The sequence below is a fragment of the Rhodoferax ferrireducens T118 genome (assembly GCF_000013605.1).
Lineage (GTDB): Bacteria > Pseudomonadota > Gammaproteobacteria > Burkholderiales > Burkholderiaceae_C > Rhodoferax > Rhodoferax ferrireducens.
Window position 1 is genome coordinate 1,983,159 of the sequence record NC_007908.1, and the last position, 16,544, is coordinate 1,999,702.

Sequence of the window (16,544 nt, forward strand, 5' to 3'; positions counted from 1 at the left end):
GCAAGGACGAATCCGTGGAAAAACTTCACTTTGAATTTCCGGGGCAACATGCGCCAGGTCACTTCACACCCGTTCTGGTGGGTGTGGTGGGATCCGGCAATCTGGAGGTGATGTTGGAGCCTCATCGGGGCCCCACGTGCACCATCGACATCACCACATCGGCCTGTGGTTTTGGCCCGATTTGGGAGGCGGTGGTCCACGACTTTCAGGCCCGTCATCGCCTGGCGGGGATCGCTGTCTCCATCAACGACATGGGCGCCACCCCCGCCGTGGTGAGTTTGCGCCTGGACCAGGCCGCGGCTGCGCTGCCTCCGGGTTTGCAGGCAATTTCAGGTGCCCCGACATGAACCGCAGTTTTGCCGAATCCACCGCCCGTGAGCGTGTCACGCACTTGCTCGATGCCGACACCTTTCACGAAATTCTGGGGCCGGCCGAGCGCGTGGTCAGCCCGCACCTGGCGCTGCTGGGCGTGCCATCGGCGTTTGACGACGGTGTGGTCATTGGCAGTGGCTTGCTTGATGGCCAAGCCATCCTGGTCGCGGCCCAGGAAGGTGAATTCATGGGGGGTGGCGTGGGCGAAGTGCACGGTGCCAAGCTGGTCGGTCTGTTCAAACGGGCGCTTGTCGTCCAACCCGCTGCCGTCATCGTGTTGGCTGAGTCTGGTGGCGTGCGTTTGCACGAGGCCAATGCCGGGCTAATTGCGGTGTCAGAGGTGATGCGTGCCCTGCTTGATGTGCGTGCCCAAGGCGTCCCGGTGATCATGCTGATTGGTGGCGCCAACGGCTGCTTTGGCGGCATGGGGCTGATTGCTCGCTGCGCTGACCATGTGGTGATGAGCGATATTGGCCGTTTGGCCATGTCAGGCCCCGAAGTGATTGAATCCTCCAATGGGGTTGAAGAATTTGACTCGCGTGACCGCGCGCTGGTTTGGCGCACCACCGGTGGCAAGCATCGCTACCTGACGGGTGACTGTGATGTCCTGGTGGAAGATGACGTGGCGCAATTTCGTGCTGCCGCGATGGGTTTGCTTGGCCAGTCCTTGCCCTTGAGTCTGGCCTCAATGGAGGCAGAACACGCCCTGTTGGCCAGCCGTTTGAGCCGTTACGGCGACTGCCGCGACGCACTCGATATCTGGCAGCGCTCGGGTGTCGCTGAACCGTTACGGGTGGCCGATATGGAAGCCGGGCAGATGCCAGTCTTGAAAGCACTGAACCCCAAGGAGCTGGCATGAACTGGGAAACCTTGCTTGCCGCACTTTTTGGCAATTCGCACGAAGTCAAGCGCGATGGCGATCTGCTTAGTGGCTCTGCCGAATTCAATGGACGCACTCTCACGGTGGTGGGCACCACGAATCATGCGGCAATAGGGGTAGAGCTCGCGCTGGCACAGGCTCGCGTGGTGCTCAACACAGTGCGCGAGTATCCTGGGCGGGGTATTTTGTTGCTGGTGGACACGCAGGGTCAACGCTTGCGCCACCGCGATGAGCTGCTGGGCATTAATCGCTACATGGCTCACATGGGCTGTTGTGTTGAGCTGGCGCGGCGTCAGCATCACCCCGTGATTGGTTTGGTTTACGACCAGGCACTGTCCGGCGGTTTTATTACCTCCGGCTTGATGGCCGACGCTTGTTACGCCTTGCCTGAGGCAGAGATTCGTGTCATGCGTTTGCCGGCGATGGCGCGCGTGACCAAAATTGACGAGCAGCGACTTGCCGAACTCTCAAAATCCAATCCGGTTTTTGCGCCGGGGGTGGAAAACTACGTGGCCATGGGCGGTATTCGCGCGCTCTGGAGTGGTGATCTGAAGGCCTGCCTGTCGGCCGCGCTGCTGGATGCATCCACCCTGGACGCGCGTGCCGCTGATGGCGCTGCACGTGGCGGGCGCAGGCTTGCCGCGCAGGTCACAGCGCGTGTTGTCAACGCTTGAGTCATGGCATGCCTTGGTTGTGAATTAAATGAAAGTCTTGGCGCGTAACCAACTGGTGTGGCTTGACGCACAGGCTTGGGCGCAGATGCAAGCGCATCCTTGGGACGATGAGGCGCAGCACATTCTTGCGCATTGGCGAAGTACCAGTTTGCCGCTGGTGGTGTGCCGCCAGCGCGTTGAAGCCGCGCCAGATCAGATTTGCCTGGGTTTGCCGGCCCCCCAACATTGGTCCAGGCGGCGCCTGGCGCTGACGGCGCGCCTGGATCAGGTCCTTGCCTTTGGGGTCTTTCCTACGCTGTTTCAAGTCGCGCACGCCTGCCATTGGGGGCCAGCCGCGCTGGATCTGGACCTGGCGCTGTCCAACTGGGGTGTGACGGTCCATGTCTATGGTTCCCATGGTTGGCAGTTCCTCACCAACATGCCCTACTTGCATGACGGTTCAGACCTTGACTTGAGCCTGGCGGTGCCTGATTTTCAGACGGCGTGTCGGGTACAGGCGCAGCTGGCTGAAGTGGAGCTTGGGCGGCGGCTGGATGGTGAAATTGTCTTCCCAGGCGGGCAAGCCGTCGCCTGGCGGGAGCTGCAACGGCTGGTGACAGGGCAGACCTCGCAGGTCTTGCTGAAAGACCGCCAAAACATCCGGCTGGCAACCCTGGCAGAGGTGCAAGAGTTGGGCGCTTGTGCACCGCAAGACGTAGCCGAAACGGCTCTGGCGTTGCCCTGAAGCGCGGTATGGGACCGACTCCCGAGACGTCCGCTGTGCGCCGCGCCATGGCTGCAGATGCACAAACACTGGGGCTCGCCGCGGTGCGTGCACTCTACGCAGAAGTAGCGCTGGAGCCAAAACCGGGTTTGGTCTCGTTTCGTGACTGCGGAAGCCATGCCGATATGAGCGCAGAGACGTTTGTGCGCAGCTTGTTTGCCTTGCGCGGTTATTTTCCCCGCATGGCACAGGCAGGTCGTGACGGGCATCCGTTTGCAGTTCTGGAAAACCTGGGTAAAAACGCAGAGGCCCGCATGCTGGCGGCTACCCGCGGCATCAATACCCACCGTGGTGCGATTTTCGGCCTGGGTTTGCTGTGCGCCAGCGCCGGGCAGTTGCAGGCACAGGGCCTGGTATTCACGCCGCAACATTTGCGTGCCGTCCTGTTATCGACCTGGGGCGAAACCCTGGCGCACCGTGCCAGGGCGGCGCGCCTGGCAGCGCCTGACTCCAATGGACAACAGGCGGCCCAACGCTTTAAGCTGCGTAGCGCGGGAGAAGAAGCGGCCCAGGCATTCCCGGTGCTGTTCGAAGTCACTCTGCCGGCGCTGCAAGCCGCTTTGCAAGCTGGGGCAACAGATCGCGCCGCCCGCGTGCAAGCCCTGTTTGCCACCATGGCCGAGCTCGACGACACCAATTGCGTTCACCGTGGCGGCATGGACGGCCTGCGTTTTGTGCAGACATCAGCCCGCAAATTTTTGGACGCTCGCGGGGTCATGCAAACCGATTGGCTGCTGCATGCCCGTGCCATCCACACCACTTTTGTCGAGCGCAGGCTGTCACCGGGCGGTTCCGCTGACGTGTTGGCCAGCGCTTGCTGGGTTGAGTCGCTGCGGCGAGCGACCCTGGCCGAGCCATCTGCAACATCCATCAGCGAGGGTCGAGTGGCCTGGTCACGACATGAAATGCCGGTGTTTGCACCATGACTTATGCCCTTGTCTTTTCGGGTCAGGCCAGTCAGCACCCGACCATGTTGCCCTGGCTTGACACCGATCCCATGGCCGCTGATGCCTTGCATGCCATGGGTCTTTGCCTCGGTGCCAATTGGCGAACAGCGATCCAGGATGAGGGGTGCCGCAGCAACAATGCCTTTGCACAGGTGCTGATCACCGGCACCTCTTTGGCCGCGTGGGCGGCTGTCAAGGACAAGTTGCCCCAAGCACCAGCCGTTGTCGCCGGCTACAGTGTTGGCGAGTTGTCAGCGTTTGCGTGTGCCGGCGTGTTCTCGACAGATCAAGCCATCGCGCTGGCGGCGCAGCGCGCTGCGCTGATGGATCAAGCGGTTTCTGGCCTCCATACCGGCTTGCTGGCAGTGTCTGGTATTTCAGAGGGCAGGGTGCTTGCAGTGAGTGCAGGTCTTGGACTTGAATGCGCGATCCGGGTCAATCCAAGTCAGGCCGTATTTGCTGGAACGGATGATGCCTTGTCGCAAGCCGCGCTGGCACTGGGGGCTGCTGGTGCTGTATGCAAGCGTCTGGATGTGCGCGTGGCCTCGCATTCGTCCTGGATGGCACAAGCAGCCCACGCCTTTTCCGATGTGCTGAGCGCACTGCCTTTTGCCGCGCCTTTTTGTCCAATTGCCACCAATGCTTATGGCGTTCTCAGCAGACAACCGGCAGAGCTGCGTCAGGCTTTAGGTCAGCAACTCGCCTGCACGGTGCGATGGTCCTCTTGCATGGAGGCCCTGGCCGAGCGGCAAGTCTCCTGTGTGCTTGAAATTGGGGCAGGGTCAGCGTTGGCGCGGATGTGGAACGAACGCTATCCTGATATCCCGGCACGGTCGCTGGATGAGTTTCAGGGGCCCAAGGGCGCTGCGCAATGGGTTGGGATGCACTTCAGTTCATGAGACCCGCATTGATTCGGACTGCTTCGTTTGGCGCGGTTGAATCTCCTCTCTGTCCTTGCGAAATGTCAAGCCATTCGGAAACTATGACCATAGAGTGCAATCGGCGGGTCGTGCAAGGCGTCATGGAGGTGAGAGTGGCCACAACCAAAAATCATGAAAAGCGGGGCATGGGTTTTGCACTATTAGGGCAGAGCTCAGCATGACGGCGCAACTTCAGCCTGACTTCTTGGCTCCGTTGTTGTCTGTTGCAGCCAACGACCCGGATGTCATGGTGCGCATCGCCGCACTGGATGCGGCCGGTCGCTTCCCGCTGAGCCTGCCTGCCTGGCAGCGCATGGCCGAGGCGAACTGGCGGATCGTCCAGGCACAGCCGGCGGGTTCGCTGGCGCGCCGCCAGGCGCTGGCGCTGGCTGTGCGCATTCCGCTGCGTTCGCTGCGCGAGCATTTGCGTCGCATGGTCGAAGGTGGTGACGAGGTCGACCGCGATGCGCTTGCGGCGGCGCTTGACGTCGCTGGCGATCGATCGCGGATCCTGCCGTTGCTGGCCCAGGTGCGCGGCGGGCGCCTTGAAAAATTCGAATGGCTGGCGGCGATGCCGGTCGAGGATGTGATCACGGTCGAGGACGTGATGGCGACTCATGACGAGACTGCGCTGGCGCAGGGCGAGACAGCCTTGTTCTGGCGTGCACTGGTGCTGGCACGGCTGGGCGAGTTTCGGCCGCTTGATGCCTTCTTGTCCGGCGAGGCGCCTGAGCCTGGACTATTTTTTGGCAGTCCGTGGACGGCCTACAGCGCCATCGCGCGTATCCGCCCGATACCCGAAGCGATGCGAGCCCATCTGCTGGAGCTGCTCGCGCGGCGGGACGCCGCGCCCACGAACCGGCAGCCCGACGCTGCCACGCAGCGCTTGCTGCGACTGACCGTGTGGGCCACCACAGGGATCGCGGACGCCGAAGGTACGCCGCTGGCGGCCACTGAGAAACTGGCACCGATCCTGGCTTCGGCGACCGGGTCGACAGCGTCGTCCGATCAGGTCAATCTGGCCCTGGCTGTTCGGGCGCAGCTACCGGATGCGCTGTTCGTCGGACGGCGTGCGCCAAGTGAATTCGATGCGCTCAACTACCTGCCCCCAGAAAGTGTCGCCAGCCTGATCCGGGATGTGTTGGCACAAGGTAACCAGCGCGCGCTGGCACTGGGTTCCGAGGTCCCGGTGGCCTCGGTGCTGGGCAACGGCATCGTCGACTTGATCGGGCGTTGCCCCGTGAATGACGACTTGCCGGTTGCGGACCTCACTGCCGGACAGTTGGGCGCGCAACGCCCCGCGCTTGACGACGGGCAGTTCGCCTGGATCATTGCCCGCGATCGGGCCGAGCATCTGATCGCTCAACTTGCCAGCTTGCTGACGCCCGAGCGCAGCGTGGCGGAGCGCCTGCGCATCCTGCACCTGCTGGGTGTGGCAGCGGACTGCCAGGGCGGTCGGGCAGGTTCGCCCATGCGCGGTGCGGGCCCCGCTGGCAGCGGGTTCACCGGCCGCGAAGAGTTGATTGACGACACGGTTTACCTGGCGGCCAAGAGCATGGCGCCCAGAGAATCAGCGCCGCCGGCAAAGAGTATCGCGCCACGGAAGATGGCGCCACCGCCCATGGCGCCACCTGCCATGGCGCCACCTGCCATGGCGGGGGCAGCGATGGCGGCGCCAGAGGAAATGGCGGAGGTTGAGAGGCGCACGGTCAACGCGCACATCCTGCACGACAAGACGCGACGCAACACCTTCGTCACCGGTGCCGACAACATCATTCGTTGCTGGATCGGCCTGCCGGAAAAAGATGCCGCCGCGGCGGACAAAGCCATCCAGCGGGTGGACATCGGGCCCGAAGGCTTGCTGCTGACGGTGCAACTCGTGTGGCGCGACGGGAGCGGGCAGGACCATACCGACAGCAAGCCGATGCTGCTGCCGCCCGAGCGCACCGCGCGCAGCGGGGATTGCGATCTGCACATCCATGTGCCCGAGGGTGAGCGCTACGTCAGCGCCGAGATCATGTTCCGTTACCGCGGTCGGACCTTCGAGGCCGTGCGCCTGGAAGCGTTCGCGCTGGCGCCCGACGAGGCGCAGGGGCCGCAACACGAGGTACGAGTTCGGGTTCAGGCCAGTCGACGCGAAGTGATCGAGCTGGCGGACAGCCAGCCGGTCGATGCCGTCTTTGTCTTTGGCGACGAGCGCGCGCTTGCGGCACAAGACGCTGCTGCACCGGCGCCTTCCAGCCTGCGTGTGTTCGGCGGCCAGGGCGGCGGCAGCTTCAACCTCGGAGATGCCAAGGTGGCGATCAAGTGGTTGAACGAAACGCTTTTCACGACCGAGAAGCTGGTCGTGCGGCGGCAGGCGGCGCAGGACCAGGCCGGTATTGCGGAAGGAGCGGGTGCCCGTGCGCAGGACGTGCTCGATGCGGACGACCCCAACGTTCGCGTGCTGTTGCGCGACATGGCGCGTCACGGGGCGGGCTTGTACAACCACCTGCTGAGCCAGGGCTTCACAGACCCGGGCGAGCGTATCCAGGTGTTGAACCATGAGCCCAATACCTACGTGCCGCTGGAATTCGTCTATGACCGCGGCTACCCGGTCAGTGACGCCAAGCTCTGCGCGTCCGGGCTGGAAGCCTTGAAGGCTGGGGCTGGCGCCTGCCCGGTCTGCAGCGTGCCGGCAGCGGACGATCAGCGCAGCGGCGCGTCCGTCATCTGCCCGTTCGGTTTCTGGTCGCTGCGCAAGATCATCGAACGCCTTGCCTTGGGCGATGCGGGGCAGGCGTCGTCGCCTGGGGCGGGGCGGCGCAGCCTGCCGGTGATCGATTCTGTGGCCTTCGCTAGCAGCCATCTGGTTCCAGAGGACGAGAGACGGGCGACGCAAGAGGTTTTGCAGCAGAGCTTCGGGCGCCTGTTCGTGGCCGATGACTGGACGCAGTGGAAGAAAGCCATGCAGGCGCATCCATCGCTTTTGCTGCTGCTGCCGCACCACGGCATCCAGGCGGCACTCGACTATCTGGAAATTGGTGATGAGCAACTGGCCGAGGACCTCGGAAAGTTAAGCCGTGGGCAGATCGACCGGCAGTACGTGAATCTGGATGGCCGCGATCCGGGACCGATCGTGCTGCTGCTGGGCTGCCAGACTGCGGGCGAGACTGAGACCGGCTATGTTGAGATGACGCAACTCATCCAGCAGCAACACGCGTCCATCGTGCTCGGCACCTTGGCACAGATCCTCGGCCGCCATGCGGCGCCGCTGGCGCGGGAGCTGGTCGCTGAACTCGTGGCCGTGGAAGATGCACAGGCCGATTTCGGCACGATCATGCGCCGCGTGCGCCGTCGCATGCTCGGGCGTGGCTACCTGATGGCGCTGTGCCTGGTTGCGCTTGGCGATGCCGAATGGCGCCTGACGCCCCGAGCGCCTGTCGGCCACGCTTGACACTTTACCGGGAGACGATTCATGTTCCGTATCGAGATGCTGCCCGCCGCGCACGGCGATTGTCTGTGGATTGAATATGGCAATGCCCAGCAGGTCCGGCGCATACTCATCGATGGCGGGCCGGCCCACACCTACCCGGCCCTGCGCGAGCGCATCCTGCAACTGCCGGCCGATGAGCGCCATTTCGAGCTGCTCATCATCACCCACATCGATGCCGACCACATCGAAGGTATCGTGCGCCTGTTGCAGGACGCCCAAGCGCTGAACTGCCGCTTCGAGCGCATCTGGTTCAATGGCCGCGAGCAACTGAACCAGGTTGTTGATCCGGCCGGCGTGCCGCTCGGCGCACTGCAGGGTGAAATGCTCGGCATGCTGATCGCCGACTATGAAAAGCGGACCGGCAAGCAGGTGTGGAACGTCGGCCTGACCGATGCCCTGGCGGCGATCGATCGCACGGCGGGCAAGCTGCCGGTGGTCGATCTGCCGGGGGACTGCCGACTGACGCTGCTGTCCCCCGACCATGAGCGGCTGCTTGAACTCAAGGACTGCTGGCGGGACGAATTGCGCAAGGCGGGCGTGGCGTCGGGCGACGAGGCAGCCTTGCGCCAGGCGCTGGAGGGCGCGCGCAATCTGCGCCCGCTCGGCGACGTGCTGGGCGCGGACGGCGAGCCCATCGAGGACCGTTTTGAGCTGCCGGACCCGGCTGGGCGGGATCTGGCGGCGGGGCTGGACGACACGCTGGGTGGCGGCGACGGCGAGGCGGGCGCGGATGCGCCCTTCGGTGGTGACGCCAGCCGTGCCAACGGCAGCAGCATCGCGGTGCTGCTCGAATACCCGAATGACCAGCCGAAAGTCCGGTTTTTGCTCGCCGGTGATGCCTGGCCGTCTGTGCTGGAAGCCTCGGTGAACCAGCTGTTGTCGGGGCAGGACAAGCGGCTTTCGCTCACCGGCTTCAAGCTGCCGCATCACGGGAGCGTCGCCAATACGAGCGCCGCGCTGCTGCGCAAACTTCGCTGCCAGCATTACCTCGTGTCCACCAGCGGTGCCGTGTTCCGTCACCCGCACGTGCGCGCGCTCGAACTGCTCCTGAGTGAGCATGCCGGTCAGGGCAAACCACAGCTGCACTTCAACTACCTGACCGAGACCACCGCGGCGTGGAGCGATCCCGCTGACCAGCAGGCGCGCCGCTACCAGGCGTTTCATCCCAAAGGCTTGTCGCTTTTTCTCTGATGTCTCCGATTTATGGGCAGTTGCGAAATGTCAAGCTGTGGTGAAACGCCGGTCATAGAGTGCAACTGGTTTCTTGTGCCAGTTTTAGTCGGGGGAACAAATGAGCATCAGCATCAACGGGCAACAACGCAGAATCGGGCTCGCTTTGTCCGGTGGCGGTTTCCGGGCGGCAGCCTTCCATCTGGGGGTCATGCGAAAGCTGCAGAGCCTCGGGCTGTTTGCATCCATTGACCTGCTGTCATGCGTGAGTGGCGGCAGCATCGCAGGCGCCTTTGTGGCGCTGAACTGGGGCAAGGCATCGGTCCTGGATGAGCTCGAAAACTACCTGGCCACCCGCTCCATCGCCGTCAGCTCCGTCATCGGCGGCATTCTTGATCCGTTCGAGAGTCGCCTGGACAAGCTGGCCGGCACCTATGACCGCGACCTCTTCAAGGGGGCCAGGTTGAGCGCGCTTCGCGGCGGGCCGCGGATCTATCTCAACGCCACCAACCTGGCGACCGGCAACATGTTTTTCTTTGTCGCCGGGGGCGCTGGTCCGGAAGAGATGGGGGAGCATGAACTTGGTGTCGTGCCAGGCCCCGATTTCAGCCTGGCAAGAGCGGTGGCCGCATCGTCGGCGTTCCCGCCTGTGTTTCCTCCGCTGCGACTGGAGTCCCCGGAATACATCCCGGCCTCTCAAGTTGACTATGTCACGCTGGCCGATGGGGGTGTTTACGACAACATGGGCGTGAATCCGACCCTGCGTGCGCGCAACGCGCTCGACTACCTGATCGTCAGCGATGGCGGAAAGCCCTTTGCCAATGATGCACAGCCTACCGAGTCCGGCGCCATGGTTTTGAAGGCGGCGCTCGACATCATGATGGAACAGATTCGGGGGCTTGAGTTCGACCGCATGGAGCATCGGCATAAAGCCGGCCTCGGGCCCAAGCCCATGTGGTTCTCGATCGACAGCGTGGTCGGGCAAGCGCAAGACGGTGATGCGCAGTTTGCCGGTTCTATTGCGACAAATCTCATGGCGCTCAATGCGGCGCAAAGAGCGGTGCTGATTCGTCATGGCGGTGCCCTCGTGGAATCGCGCATCAGGGGCTATGCGCCCGAGCTGATTCAATAATTCTGGCGACAGCTCAAAGGACGGCCTTGCCCGTCGCTGAACCGGGATGGGAAAAAAACGCCGCAGCCTTCAGTCGTGCACAAAGAACACGTGGTCAATGAAGGCAGCTCCGAGCCACCAGTTGCGTCCCGCGCTTCCAAAGCGCTTGTTGACGGCGCCGGCCTGGCTCTGCAGCGGCTGATCGACATTGCCCGCGGCGTCGTGTTGAGCGGTGTTACCTGCGTCTTCAGGCACGACAACAGTGATGTGACCTGGGCGGCCCTCGGCGGCGCGGTCAGCGCAAATGATGCCTATCCCGCCGTCGTTCGCCGTGCTCTGAAGTGCGGTCGCGTCGGCCACACGGCGCCAGCCGAACATCGCGCCGTAATCGAGCAGCCAGCGGTACAGGTCATCGGCGCGCATCTCGCGCACCGTCTCTGCGTAGGCAGCTGTGACGGCCTGGCCAGCAGCCATCCTCGCGATGGCGGGGCTGGTCCACCACACGCGCGGCAGGTAAGCGGCCGCCAGATAGCAGTAGTCGGCCGCGTAGACATTACAGAAGGTCACGCCGTCCCGGCCCGCGTAGCGAGCGCTGTGTTCAACGTCCAGCCAATCACCGATCGCGGCAAGCTGCTGCTTTCGCAAGGCGGCAACTGCATTTGGATCGCGTGTCGGCCGCCCGGCCTCGCCGATCGGCGAAGCCAAGCCGCCGGTCGATTGGCGCGTGGCCGAGCGGTTGTCTTCCTTCCAGTACACGGCCGGAATTTGTGGGTTCGGCGCCGGCGCCGGCGGCAGCCCAGGTGCGGCCTCCAGGAAACTCGCCTTGACGTGACCGATGAAGGTGGCACCATTGAGCGTCACACGCACGCGCACCCACCCCGGTGCCGACACACCGAGCACCCGCAACAGCGTCCCATGCGGCAAGGTCGCAAGTGGGGTGTTGGCGTCGGCGGTCGGCACAAAGCGCAGGTTCAACTGGGTTGCGCTGACTTTCATCAGTTCGCCTTCTCCTGCCTTGACCTCAAAGCCCGCGGGCTGGAACTGACCGAACGCTGGCAGCGCGGTACAACGCTGCCAGCCGTTGCCGATGCTGCAAAGGTCCTGGTTGGTGACGAATTGTTTGATATCCCAGGCCGTATACGTTTTTGATTCGGCCCATCCGGTCGCTTCGGCGAGCCAGGTGAGCTCAACCAGGCCGGTTTTCTTCAGCAGCCGGCACGCCAGGCCCGACCCATAGACGCCCAGCTTGTAGTGTGAAACCCCGCCAGACGCCGCGTCCAGCGCAGCGCGCACGCCCTTGAAATACGGCAGCACGAACGTTTTGATCTGCGCTGCGCTGAAATCGACATCGACCGCGAAGTAGATTGCGCTGCCGGCTGGCTGGCCGATCTGCCCGGCGCTGGCAAAGGCGCTGGCACCATCAAGCTGGCCGCGCGCCAGATTGAAATCTTCGGTGAGCCGGGCGCGGTCCTGGTAGACGACTGCAATCTGCAACCCGGCGCGCGCCATCTCGGCGGCCTCCTTCGGGCGAAGTTGCTTTTCGGGCTGCTTCGTGGTGCGCGAGTAGTAACGGATCACAAAAGCCTTGCCGGCCGCCACCAGGCAAGTGGCCGAGCTGTCGCAGAGGCGGTTGGTGGAAATTCCCTCAAGCATGTTGCCTCCCTTATTGAACGCATCAGTGGCGTATGAAATGATCAATCTTGAACAGGTACTGCACTGCAGGAGAGAGCGTAGCCAATCCCGCTCAGCTGGGCAAGTGCTGAACCCCTCTTGGGGCGCGGCCGGCGTGACCATGAATTCTCAAAGCTGATCTTAGACTTTTAGGCCTCTAGCCCCCGTTTAATATACGTTAGTAGCTATACATTAGATAGCATATTACTGCTGTACCCCGTGCGTCGAAACCTCGTCTTTTTTGTGCACGGACCTGGCGCCACGTCGCCGTCTGCCGATTCACGCTATAAACTGAAAACCCGCACATGTGTGTTTGCAATGCGGTAGAAACCTGCGCTAGTGTTGCTTGTCCTGCGCGCTCCACCTCTTCTGAAAGGCTTTTGTATGAACACGTTGTTGTCCCGTCGCTGGCTGATCCGCTGCACTCCCATCCTGCTTCTTGCATCGGCCTCGGTATTTGCCCAAGCCCCTGTTCGCGTGGCGTCAAAAATTGACACCGAGGGCTCCTTGCTGGGCAATATGATGATTCAGGTGTTGGAGGCCAACGGCATCAAAACCGAGAACAAGGTGCAACTGGGTGCCACCAAAATCGTGCGCGGCGCCATCACCGCGGGTGAGATTGACCTGTATCCGGAGTACACCGGCAACGGTGCTTTTTTCTTTTCCGATGAAAAAAACCCGGCCTGGAAAAACGCCAAGGCGGGTTACGAGCTGGTGAAAAAGCTCGATGCCGACAAAAACAAGATCGTCTGGCTGGAGCCCGCCCCGGCCAACAACACCTGGGCCATTGCGCTGCGCCAGGATGTAGCCACCAGCAACAAAGTCAAGTCGCTCGCCGACTTGGGACCGTGGCTGGCCAAAGGCGGCCAGTTCAAGCTGGCCGCTTCAGCTGAATTTATCGAGCGCACCGACGCGTTGCCCGCGTTCCAGACCGCCTATGGCTTCAAGCTCAAGCAGGACCAGCTCCTGACGCTGGCCGGCGGCGACACCACCGTGACCATCAAGGCCGCCGCCCAGCAGACCTCGGGCGTCAACGCCGCCATGGCCTATGGCACTGACGGCGCAATTGCCGCTTTGGGACTGGTGGTGCTGGACGACCCCAAAGGCATTCAGCCGATCTACGCGCCGGCACCGCTGATCCGCGCGGAAACGCTGGCACGCTACCCGAAGATCAGGGATCTGCTCGCACCGGTTTTCAAGACGCTGGACGGCCCGACGCTGCAAGCGCTCAACGCAAAAATCGCGGTGGAAGGGCAAGACGCCAAAAAAGTGTCCGCCGATTACCTGCGGGCCAAGGGCTTCATCAAGTGAGACGCTGCTGCGTTGCTGCGCTGTAGGGCCACGCGATTGATGGAATGGTCAAAAACCGCGTAGTGGCTGTGCTGGTCCTGGCTGGCCTGGTTGCAGCGCTGGGCTTGCCATTTTTGACGCACGCGCCCAATCGACTGGCCGCTGGCACCGGTATACCGCTGGCGCAACTTGTCAGCGCCACAGCGGGCCGCCCCATCGGCTCCTGGTTGGCCTGGCTGGTCTTGCTGCCCGCCCTGTTGCTGGTGCTAGCCATTTTCACGCGCCCGACGCGCAGCACACAGATGATTGTTTGCCTGGCGGCAACGCTGCTGCTGACTGGCCTGGCGGGGCTGGCGGCGGACCACGCAACGCAGCTGGCGGGCCAGTCGGGCGCGATCGCCCGCACGTCCCTGGGCGGTGCGTTCTGGCTGCTGGCCGTTTTCAGCTGGCTGGCGGCGGCCGACGCGATACAGCGGCTGGCCTTGAAGCCGAGCTGGCGCCTGCTTGGCGCCGGCGTCGTCATCGTGCCGCTGGGGCTGCTGCTTGGCGGCGGCGCGTTCAAGGATTTGTCGCTGCTCAAGGAATACGCCAACCGGCAGGATGTCTTCACCACGGCGTTGTGGCAGCATGTGCAAATTGTGCTGGCCAGCCTGCTGCCCGCGTTGCTGATTGGCGTGCCGCTGGGCCTGGCGTCAAACAGGTCGCGCGCGCTGCGCCCACCCTTGTTTGCCGTGCTCAACGTGATTCAAACCGTGCCCTCGATTGCGCTGTTTGGCTTGCTGATGGCGCCGCTGGCGCTGCTGGCAGCCAGCGTGCCGGTGCTGGCCCAACTGGGCATCAAGGGCATAGGCCTGGCCCCGGCCGTGATTGCCCTGACGCTGTATGCCCTGCTGCCGGTCGTGCGCAGCACCGCCGCCGGGCTGAGCCAGGTGCCTGCGCCGGTGATTGAAGCGGCGCGCGGCATGGGCTTGACGGCGCGGCAGATTTTCTGGCGCGTCGAGCTGCCCCTGGCCTTGCCGATTTTTCTCTCGGGGCTGCGCGTGGCCACGGTCCAGACCATTGGCATGGCGGTGGTGGCGGCCTTGATCGGCGCGGGCGGTTTCGGCGCCATCGTGTTTCAGGGTTTGCTCAGCGGTGCGCTCGATCTGGTGCTGCTCGGCGTGCTGCCGGTGGTGGCCATGGCCGTGGCGGTGGACGCCTTGCTCAAGGCCCTTGCCCTGGCGCTGGAGCCCGACAATGATTGAACTGCAGCATGTCTCCAAAGGCTTCAACGGCGTGAAGGCCATCGAAGACCTGAGCCTGAATATTGCGCGCGGCGAGTTCACCGTGATTCTGGGCAGCTCGGGCTCGGGTAAATCCACCTTGATCAAGATGATCAACCGGCTGCTGGAGCATGACAGCGGCCGCATCACGTTTGCCGGCGACGAGATTCGCAGTTTTCGGCCCGAAGACCTTCGGCGTCGCATGGGTTACGCGATCCAGTCGGTCGGGCTGTTTCCGCACTGGAGCGTCGAGAAAAATATTGCCACGGTGCCGACCCTGCTCAAATGGCCGCCAAGCCGCATCCACGACCGCGTGACGGAGCTGATGACGCTGCTGCAACTTGACGCTACGCTGTACCGCAAGCGTTATCCGCACCAGCTCTCGGGCGGCCAGCAGCAGCGCGTGGGCGTGGCGCGGGCACTGGCGGGCAACCCCGAAGTGCTGCTGATGGACGAGCCGTTTGGCGCGCTCGACCCGGTGACGCGGGCCGCGCTGCAACTGGAGATTGCACGCATTCACAAGGCGTTTGACAAGACCATTGTGCTGGTCACGCATGACATTGACGAAGCACTGAGTCTGGCCACGCGCATCGTCTTGCTCGACCAGGGGCGCATCGTGCAAAGCGGCACGCCGCTGCAGATGCTCTCAAGTCCGGCCAATGACTTCGTGAGCGATTTTTTTGGCCGCAGCGATGTCGGCATCAAACTGCTGGGCCTGCAAAGCGTGGCCACGCGCCTGCGGGCGGGCGAGCACGCCGCTGGCGCGCCGGTGTTGGCGAGTTCGAGCTTGCGTGAGGCCTTGTCGATGTTTTTGTCGCGCCGGGTTGACCGCTTGCCGGTGGTGGACGGCGACGGCCAGGCCCTGGGCGTGATCGACTTCTCTGACCTGCTGGACCTGCGGCCATGAGCGGCGCAGCGCCTGTCAGCGCCAGCGGCCGTGCCTGGGCTCGCGATCCCTTGCCTTGGGCCTTGGCTGCCTTGCTGCTGCTGGTCTTTGGCATGGCGTGGCTCAAGCCCCTGTTTGCCGCGCTGTTTCCGGCGTTGGAGCGGCCGGTGTACGCGCAGGACAGCTTTTTGGGGCTGACGCTGGCGCACCTGAAAATCGTCGGTCTGTCCAGCGGTTTTGCCGTCATCGTCGGTGTGGCCGCGGGGATTTTTGCCACGCGGGCCAGCGGACGCGAGTTTCGCCCGCTGATTGAAACCGTGGTGGCCGCCGGGCAGACCTTTCCGCCGGTGGCGGTCTTGGCCGTGGCGGTTCCTGTGGTGGGTTTTGGCGAAGCGCCGGCCCTGATCGCGCTCGCCCTGTATGGTTTGCTGCCGGTGCTGCAAAGCACCCTGGCCGGTATCGCCTCGGTGCCCCCGGCGGCGCGCGAAGCCGCTGAGGGCCTGGGGCTGAGCCCCTGGCAGCGCCTGCTGCGCGTTGAGCTGCCGCTGGCCGCCCCGGTGATTCTGGCGGGCGTGCGCACCTCGGTCATTATCAATATCGGCACCGCCGCCATTGCCTCGACCGTCGGCGCCAAGACACTGGGCCTGCCGATCATTGTGGGCCTGAGTGGTTTTAATACCGCGTATGTGCTGCAGGGCGCGGTGCTGGTGGGTTTGCTTGCGGTGGTAACCGACCTGGGCTTTGAAAGGCTGGTGCAGCGGCTGGGACGCTGGCAGTCAGCGCAGTAACCCGCCCAGCGCAGCTGACGTCAATGGCAATACCCGCGACACCAAAAGGGTGTCACGGTCATCGCTGGCCCAGTCGGCAAGTCGAATGTTGCTATCATTGATATAGCTGTTTGCGCAGTATTTATAAGGGCTTATAGCCATTTTTGTTCCATAAATGCCGGTGATCTCTGGCGACCAGGTTGCGCCGTCGGGCGACGGTGAAGTCGGGCTCAAGGTCGGCTTGTTCATAAGGTATAGAATAAATAGACCTTATAGATTCGAGCATCAAAGGAGTTCCAAAAAATGAGATTCCAACATCAATGTTCAAACCTGCCCAAGCCCGGCGCGCGCCGTTC

15 protein-coding genes are annotated in these 16,544 nt (G+C 63.2%); 13 read left to right on the forward strand and 2 right to left on the reverse strand.

The genetic code is table 11. The features are described from left to right. The first annotated feature begins 14 nt into the window (after positions 1-14). The 9 genes from mdcC (at position 15) to RFER_RS09360 (ending at position 10,333) form a co-directional block, all read left to right on the forward strand. Positions 15-347 (forward strand): malonate decarboxylase acyl carrier protein, encoded by a 333-nt coding sequence (gene mdcC / locus RFER_RS09320; RefSeq protein ID WP_011464138.1) that lies wholly within the window; start codon positions 15-17, stop codon positions 345-347. Beyond that, entirely contained in the window at positions 344-1,231 is an 888-nt protein-coding gene (locus tag RFER_RS09325) for a biotin-independent malonate decarboxylase subunit beta (protein ID WP_011464139.1), read from the forward strand. The genes mdcC and RFER_RS09325 overlap by 4 nt, the downstream gene beginning before the upstream one ends. After that, positions 1,228-1,926: a biotin-independent malonate decarboxylase subunit gamma gene (mdcE, locus tag RFER_RS09330; protein WP_011464140.1), complete on the forward strand. Its 699-nt coding sequence runs from the start codon at positions 1,228-1,230 to the stop codon at positions 1,924-1,926. Before RFER_RS09325 ends, mdcE begins: the two co-directional genes overlap by 4 nt. Positions 1,927-1,954: 28 nt before the next feature. Further along, positions 1,955-2,650 carry a malonate decarboxylase holo-[acyl-carrier-protein] synthase gene (gene mdcG / locus RFER_RS09335; protein ID WP_011464141.1) on the forward strand — a complete coding sequence of 232 codons (696 nt, stop codon included), beginning with the start codon at positions 1,955-1,957 and terminating at the stop codon, positions 2,648-2,650. Positions 2,651-2,658: 8 nt separating this feature from the next. After that, positions 2,659-3,615, forward strand: coding sequence for a triphosphoribosyl-dephospho-CoA synthase MdcB (mdcB, locus tag RFER_RS09340; RefSeq protein ID WP_011464142.1), 957 nt, complete (start codon positions 2,659-2,661; stop codon positions 3,613-3,615). Beyond that, complete coding sequence (gene mdcH, locus RFER_RS09345; RefSeq protein ID WP_011464143.1) at positions 3,612-4,535, forward strand: malonate decarboxylase subunit epsilon; 924 nt, start codon at positions 3,612-3,614, stop codon at positions 4,533-4,535. The genes mdcB and mdcH overlap by 4 nt, the downstream gene beginning before the upstream one ends. 199 nt (positions 4,536-4,734) lie before the next feature. Further along, a complete protein-coding gene (locus tag RFER_RS09350) occupies positions 4,735-7,992 on the forward strand; it encodes a hypothetical protein (protein ID WP_011464144.1) in 3,258 nt (1,085 codons plus the stop codon). Positions 7,993-8,013: 21 nt separating this feature from the next. Next, on the forward strand, positions 8,014-9,222 hold the full coding sequence (locus tag RFER_RS09355) for a hypothetical protein (RefSeq protein WP_011464145.1): 1,209 nt from the start codon (positions 8,014-8,016) through the stop codon (positions 9,220-9,222). A gap of 100 nt (positions 9,223-9,322) precedes the next feature. Then, complete coding sequence (locus RFER_RS09360) at positions 9,323-10,333, forward strand: patatin-like phospholipase family protein (protein WP_011464146.1); 1,011 nt, start codon at positions 9,323-9,325, stop codon at positions 10,331-10,333. Positions 10,334-10,402: 69 nt separating this feature from the next. On the opposite strand, the gene RFER_RS22970 is transcribed toward RFER_RS09360, so the two are convergent. After that, on the reverse strand, positions 10,403-11,965 hold the full coding sequence (locus RFER_RS22970) for a glycoside hydrolase domain-containing protein (RefSeq protein WP_011464147.1): 1,563 nt from the start codon (positions 11,963-11,965) through the stop codon (positions 10,403-10,405). 402 nt (positions 11,966-12,367) lie between these two features. Between RFER_RS22970 and osmF the strand changes: the two genes are divergently transcribed. The 4 genes from osmF to RFER_RS09385 are packed head-to-tail and all read left to right on the forward strand — an operon-like array spanning position 12,368 to position 16,209. Further along, positions 12,368-13,294 (forward strand): glycine betaine ABC transporter substrate-binding protein OsmF, encoded by a 927-nt coding sequence (gene osmF, locus RFER_RS09370; RefSeq protein ID WP_011464148.1) that lies wholly within the window; start codon positions 12,368-12,370, stop codon positions 13,292-13,294. Between the two features lie 44 nt (positions 13,295-13,338). Next, positions 13,339-14,517, forward strand: coding sequence for an ABC transporter permease (locus RFER_RS09375; RefSeq protein WP_011464149.1), 1,179 nt, complete (start codon positions 13,339-13,341; stop codon positions 14,515-14,517). Continuing rightward, entirely contained in the window at positions 14,510-15,442 is a 933-nt protein-coding gene (locus RFER_RS09380; RefSeq protein ID WP_011464150.1) for an ABC transporter ATP-binding protein, read from the forward strand. The genes RFER_RS09375 and RFER_RS09380 overlap by 8 nt, the downstream gene beginning before the upstream one ends. Further along, entirely contained in the window at positions 15,439-16,209 is a 771-nt protein-coding gene (locus RFER_RS09385; protein ID WP_011464151.1) for an ABC transporter permease, read from the forward strand. The genes RFER_RS09380 and RFER_RS09385 overlap by 4 nt, the downstream gene beginning before the upstream one ends. Here the strand turns inward: RFER_RS09385 and RFER_RS09390 are convergent. Further along, positions 16,198-16,437, reverse strand: coding sequence for a hypothetical protein (locus RFER_RS09390; protein WP_011464152.1), 240 nt, complete (start codon positions 16,435-16,437; stop codon positions 16,198-16,200). The two genes, RFER_RS09385 and RFER_RS09390, sit on opposite strands and share 12 nt — an antisense overlap. Positions 16,438-16,544 lie beyond the last annotated feature (107 nt).

Excerpts from the sequence above, each read along its gene's own strand:
- RFER_RS09375 (WP_011464149.1), top strand. The coding sequence starts at position 13,339 with ATGGTCAAAAACCGCGTAGTGGCTGTGCTGGTCCTGGCTGGCCTGGTT.
- RFER_RS22970 (WP_011464147.1), bottom strand. The coding sequence starts at position 11,965 with ATGCTTGAGGGAATTTCCACCAACCGCCTCTGCGACAGCTCGGCCACT.
- mdcH (WP_011464143.1), top strand. The coding sequence starts at position 3,612 with ATGACTTATGCCCTTGTCTTTTCGGGTCAGGCCAGTCAGCACCCGACC.
- mdcG (WP_011464141.1), top strand. The coding sequence starts at position 1,955 with ATGAAAGTCTTGGCGCGTAACCAACTGGTGTGGCTTGACGCACAGGCT.
- RFER_RS09380 (WP_011464150.1), top strand. The coding sequence starts at position 14,510 with ATGATTGAACTGCAGCATGTCTCCAAAGGCTTCAACGGCGTGAAGGCC.
- mdcE (WP_011464140.1), top strand. The coding sequence starts at position 1,228 with ATGAACTGGGAAACCTTGCTTGCCGCACTTTTTGGCAATTCGCACGAA.
- RFER_RS09385 (WP_011464151.1), top strand. The coding sequence starts at position 15,439 with ATGAGCGGCGCAGCGCCTGTCAGCGCCAGCGGCCGTGCCTGGGCTCGC.
- RFER_RS09355 (WP_011464145.1), top strand. The coding sequence starts at position 8,014 with ATGTTCCGTATCGAGATGCTGCCCGCCGCGCACGGCGATTGTCTGTGG.
- RFER_RS09360 (WP_011464146.1), top strand. The coding sequence starts at position 9,323 with ATGAGCATCAGCATCAACGGGCAACAACGCAGAATCGGGCTCGCTTTG.
- RFER_RS09390 (WP_011464152.1), bottom strand. The coding sequence starts at position 16,437 with ATGAACAAGCCGACCTTGAGCCCGACTTCACCGTCGCCCGACGGCGCA.
- RFER_RS09350 (WP_011464144.1), top strand. The coding sequence starts at position 4,735 with ATGACGGCGCAACTTCAGCCTGACTTCTTGGCTCCGTTGTTGTCTGTT.
- osmF (WP_011464148.1), top strand. The coding sequence starts at position 12,368 with ATGAACACGTTGTTGTCCCGTCGCTGGCTGATCCGCTGCACTCCCATC.
- mdcB (WP_011464142.1), top strand. The coding sequence starts at position 2,659 with ATGGGACCGACTCCCGAGACGTCCGCTGTGCGCCGCGCCATGGCTGCA.
- RFER_RS09325 (WP_011464139.1), top strand. The coding sequence starts at position 344 with ATGAACCGCAGTTTTGCCGAATCCACCGCCCGTGAGCGTGTCACGCAC.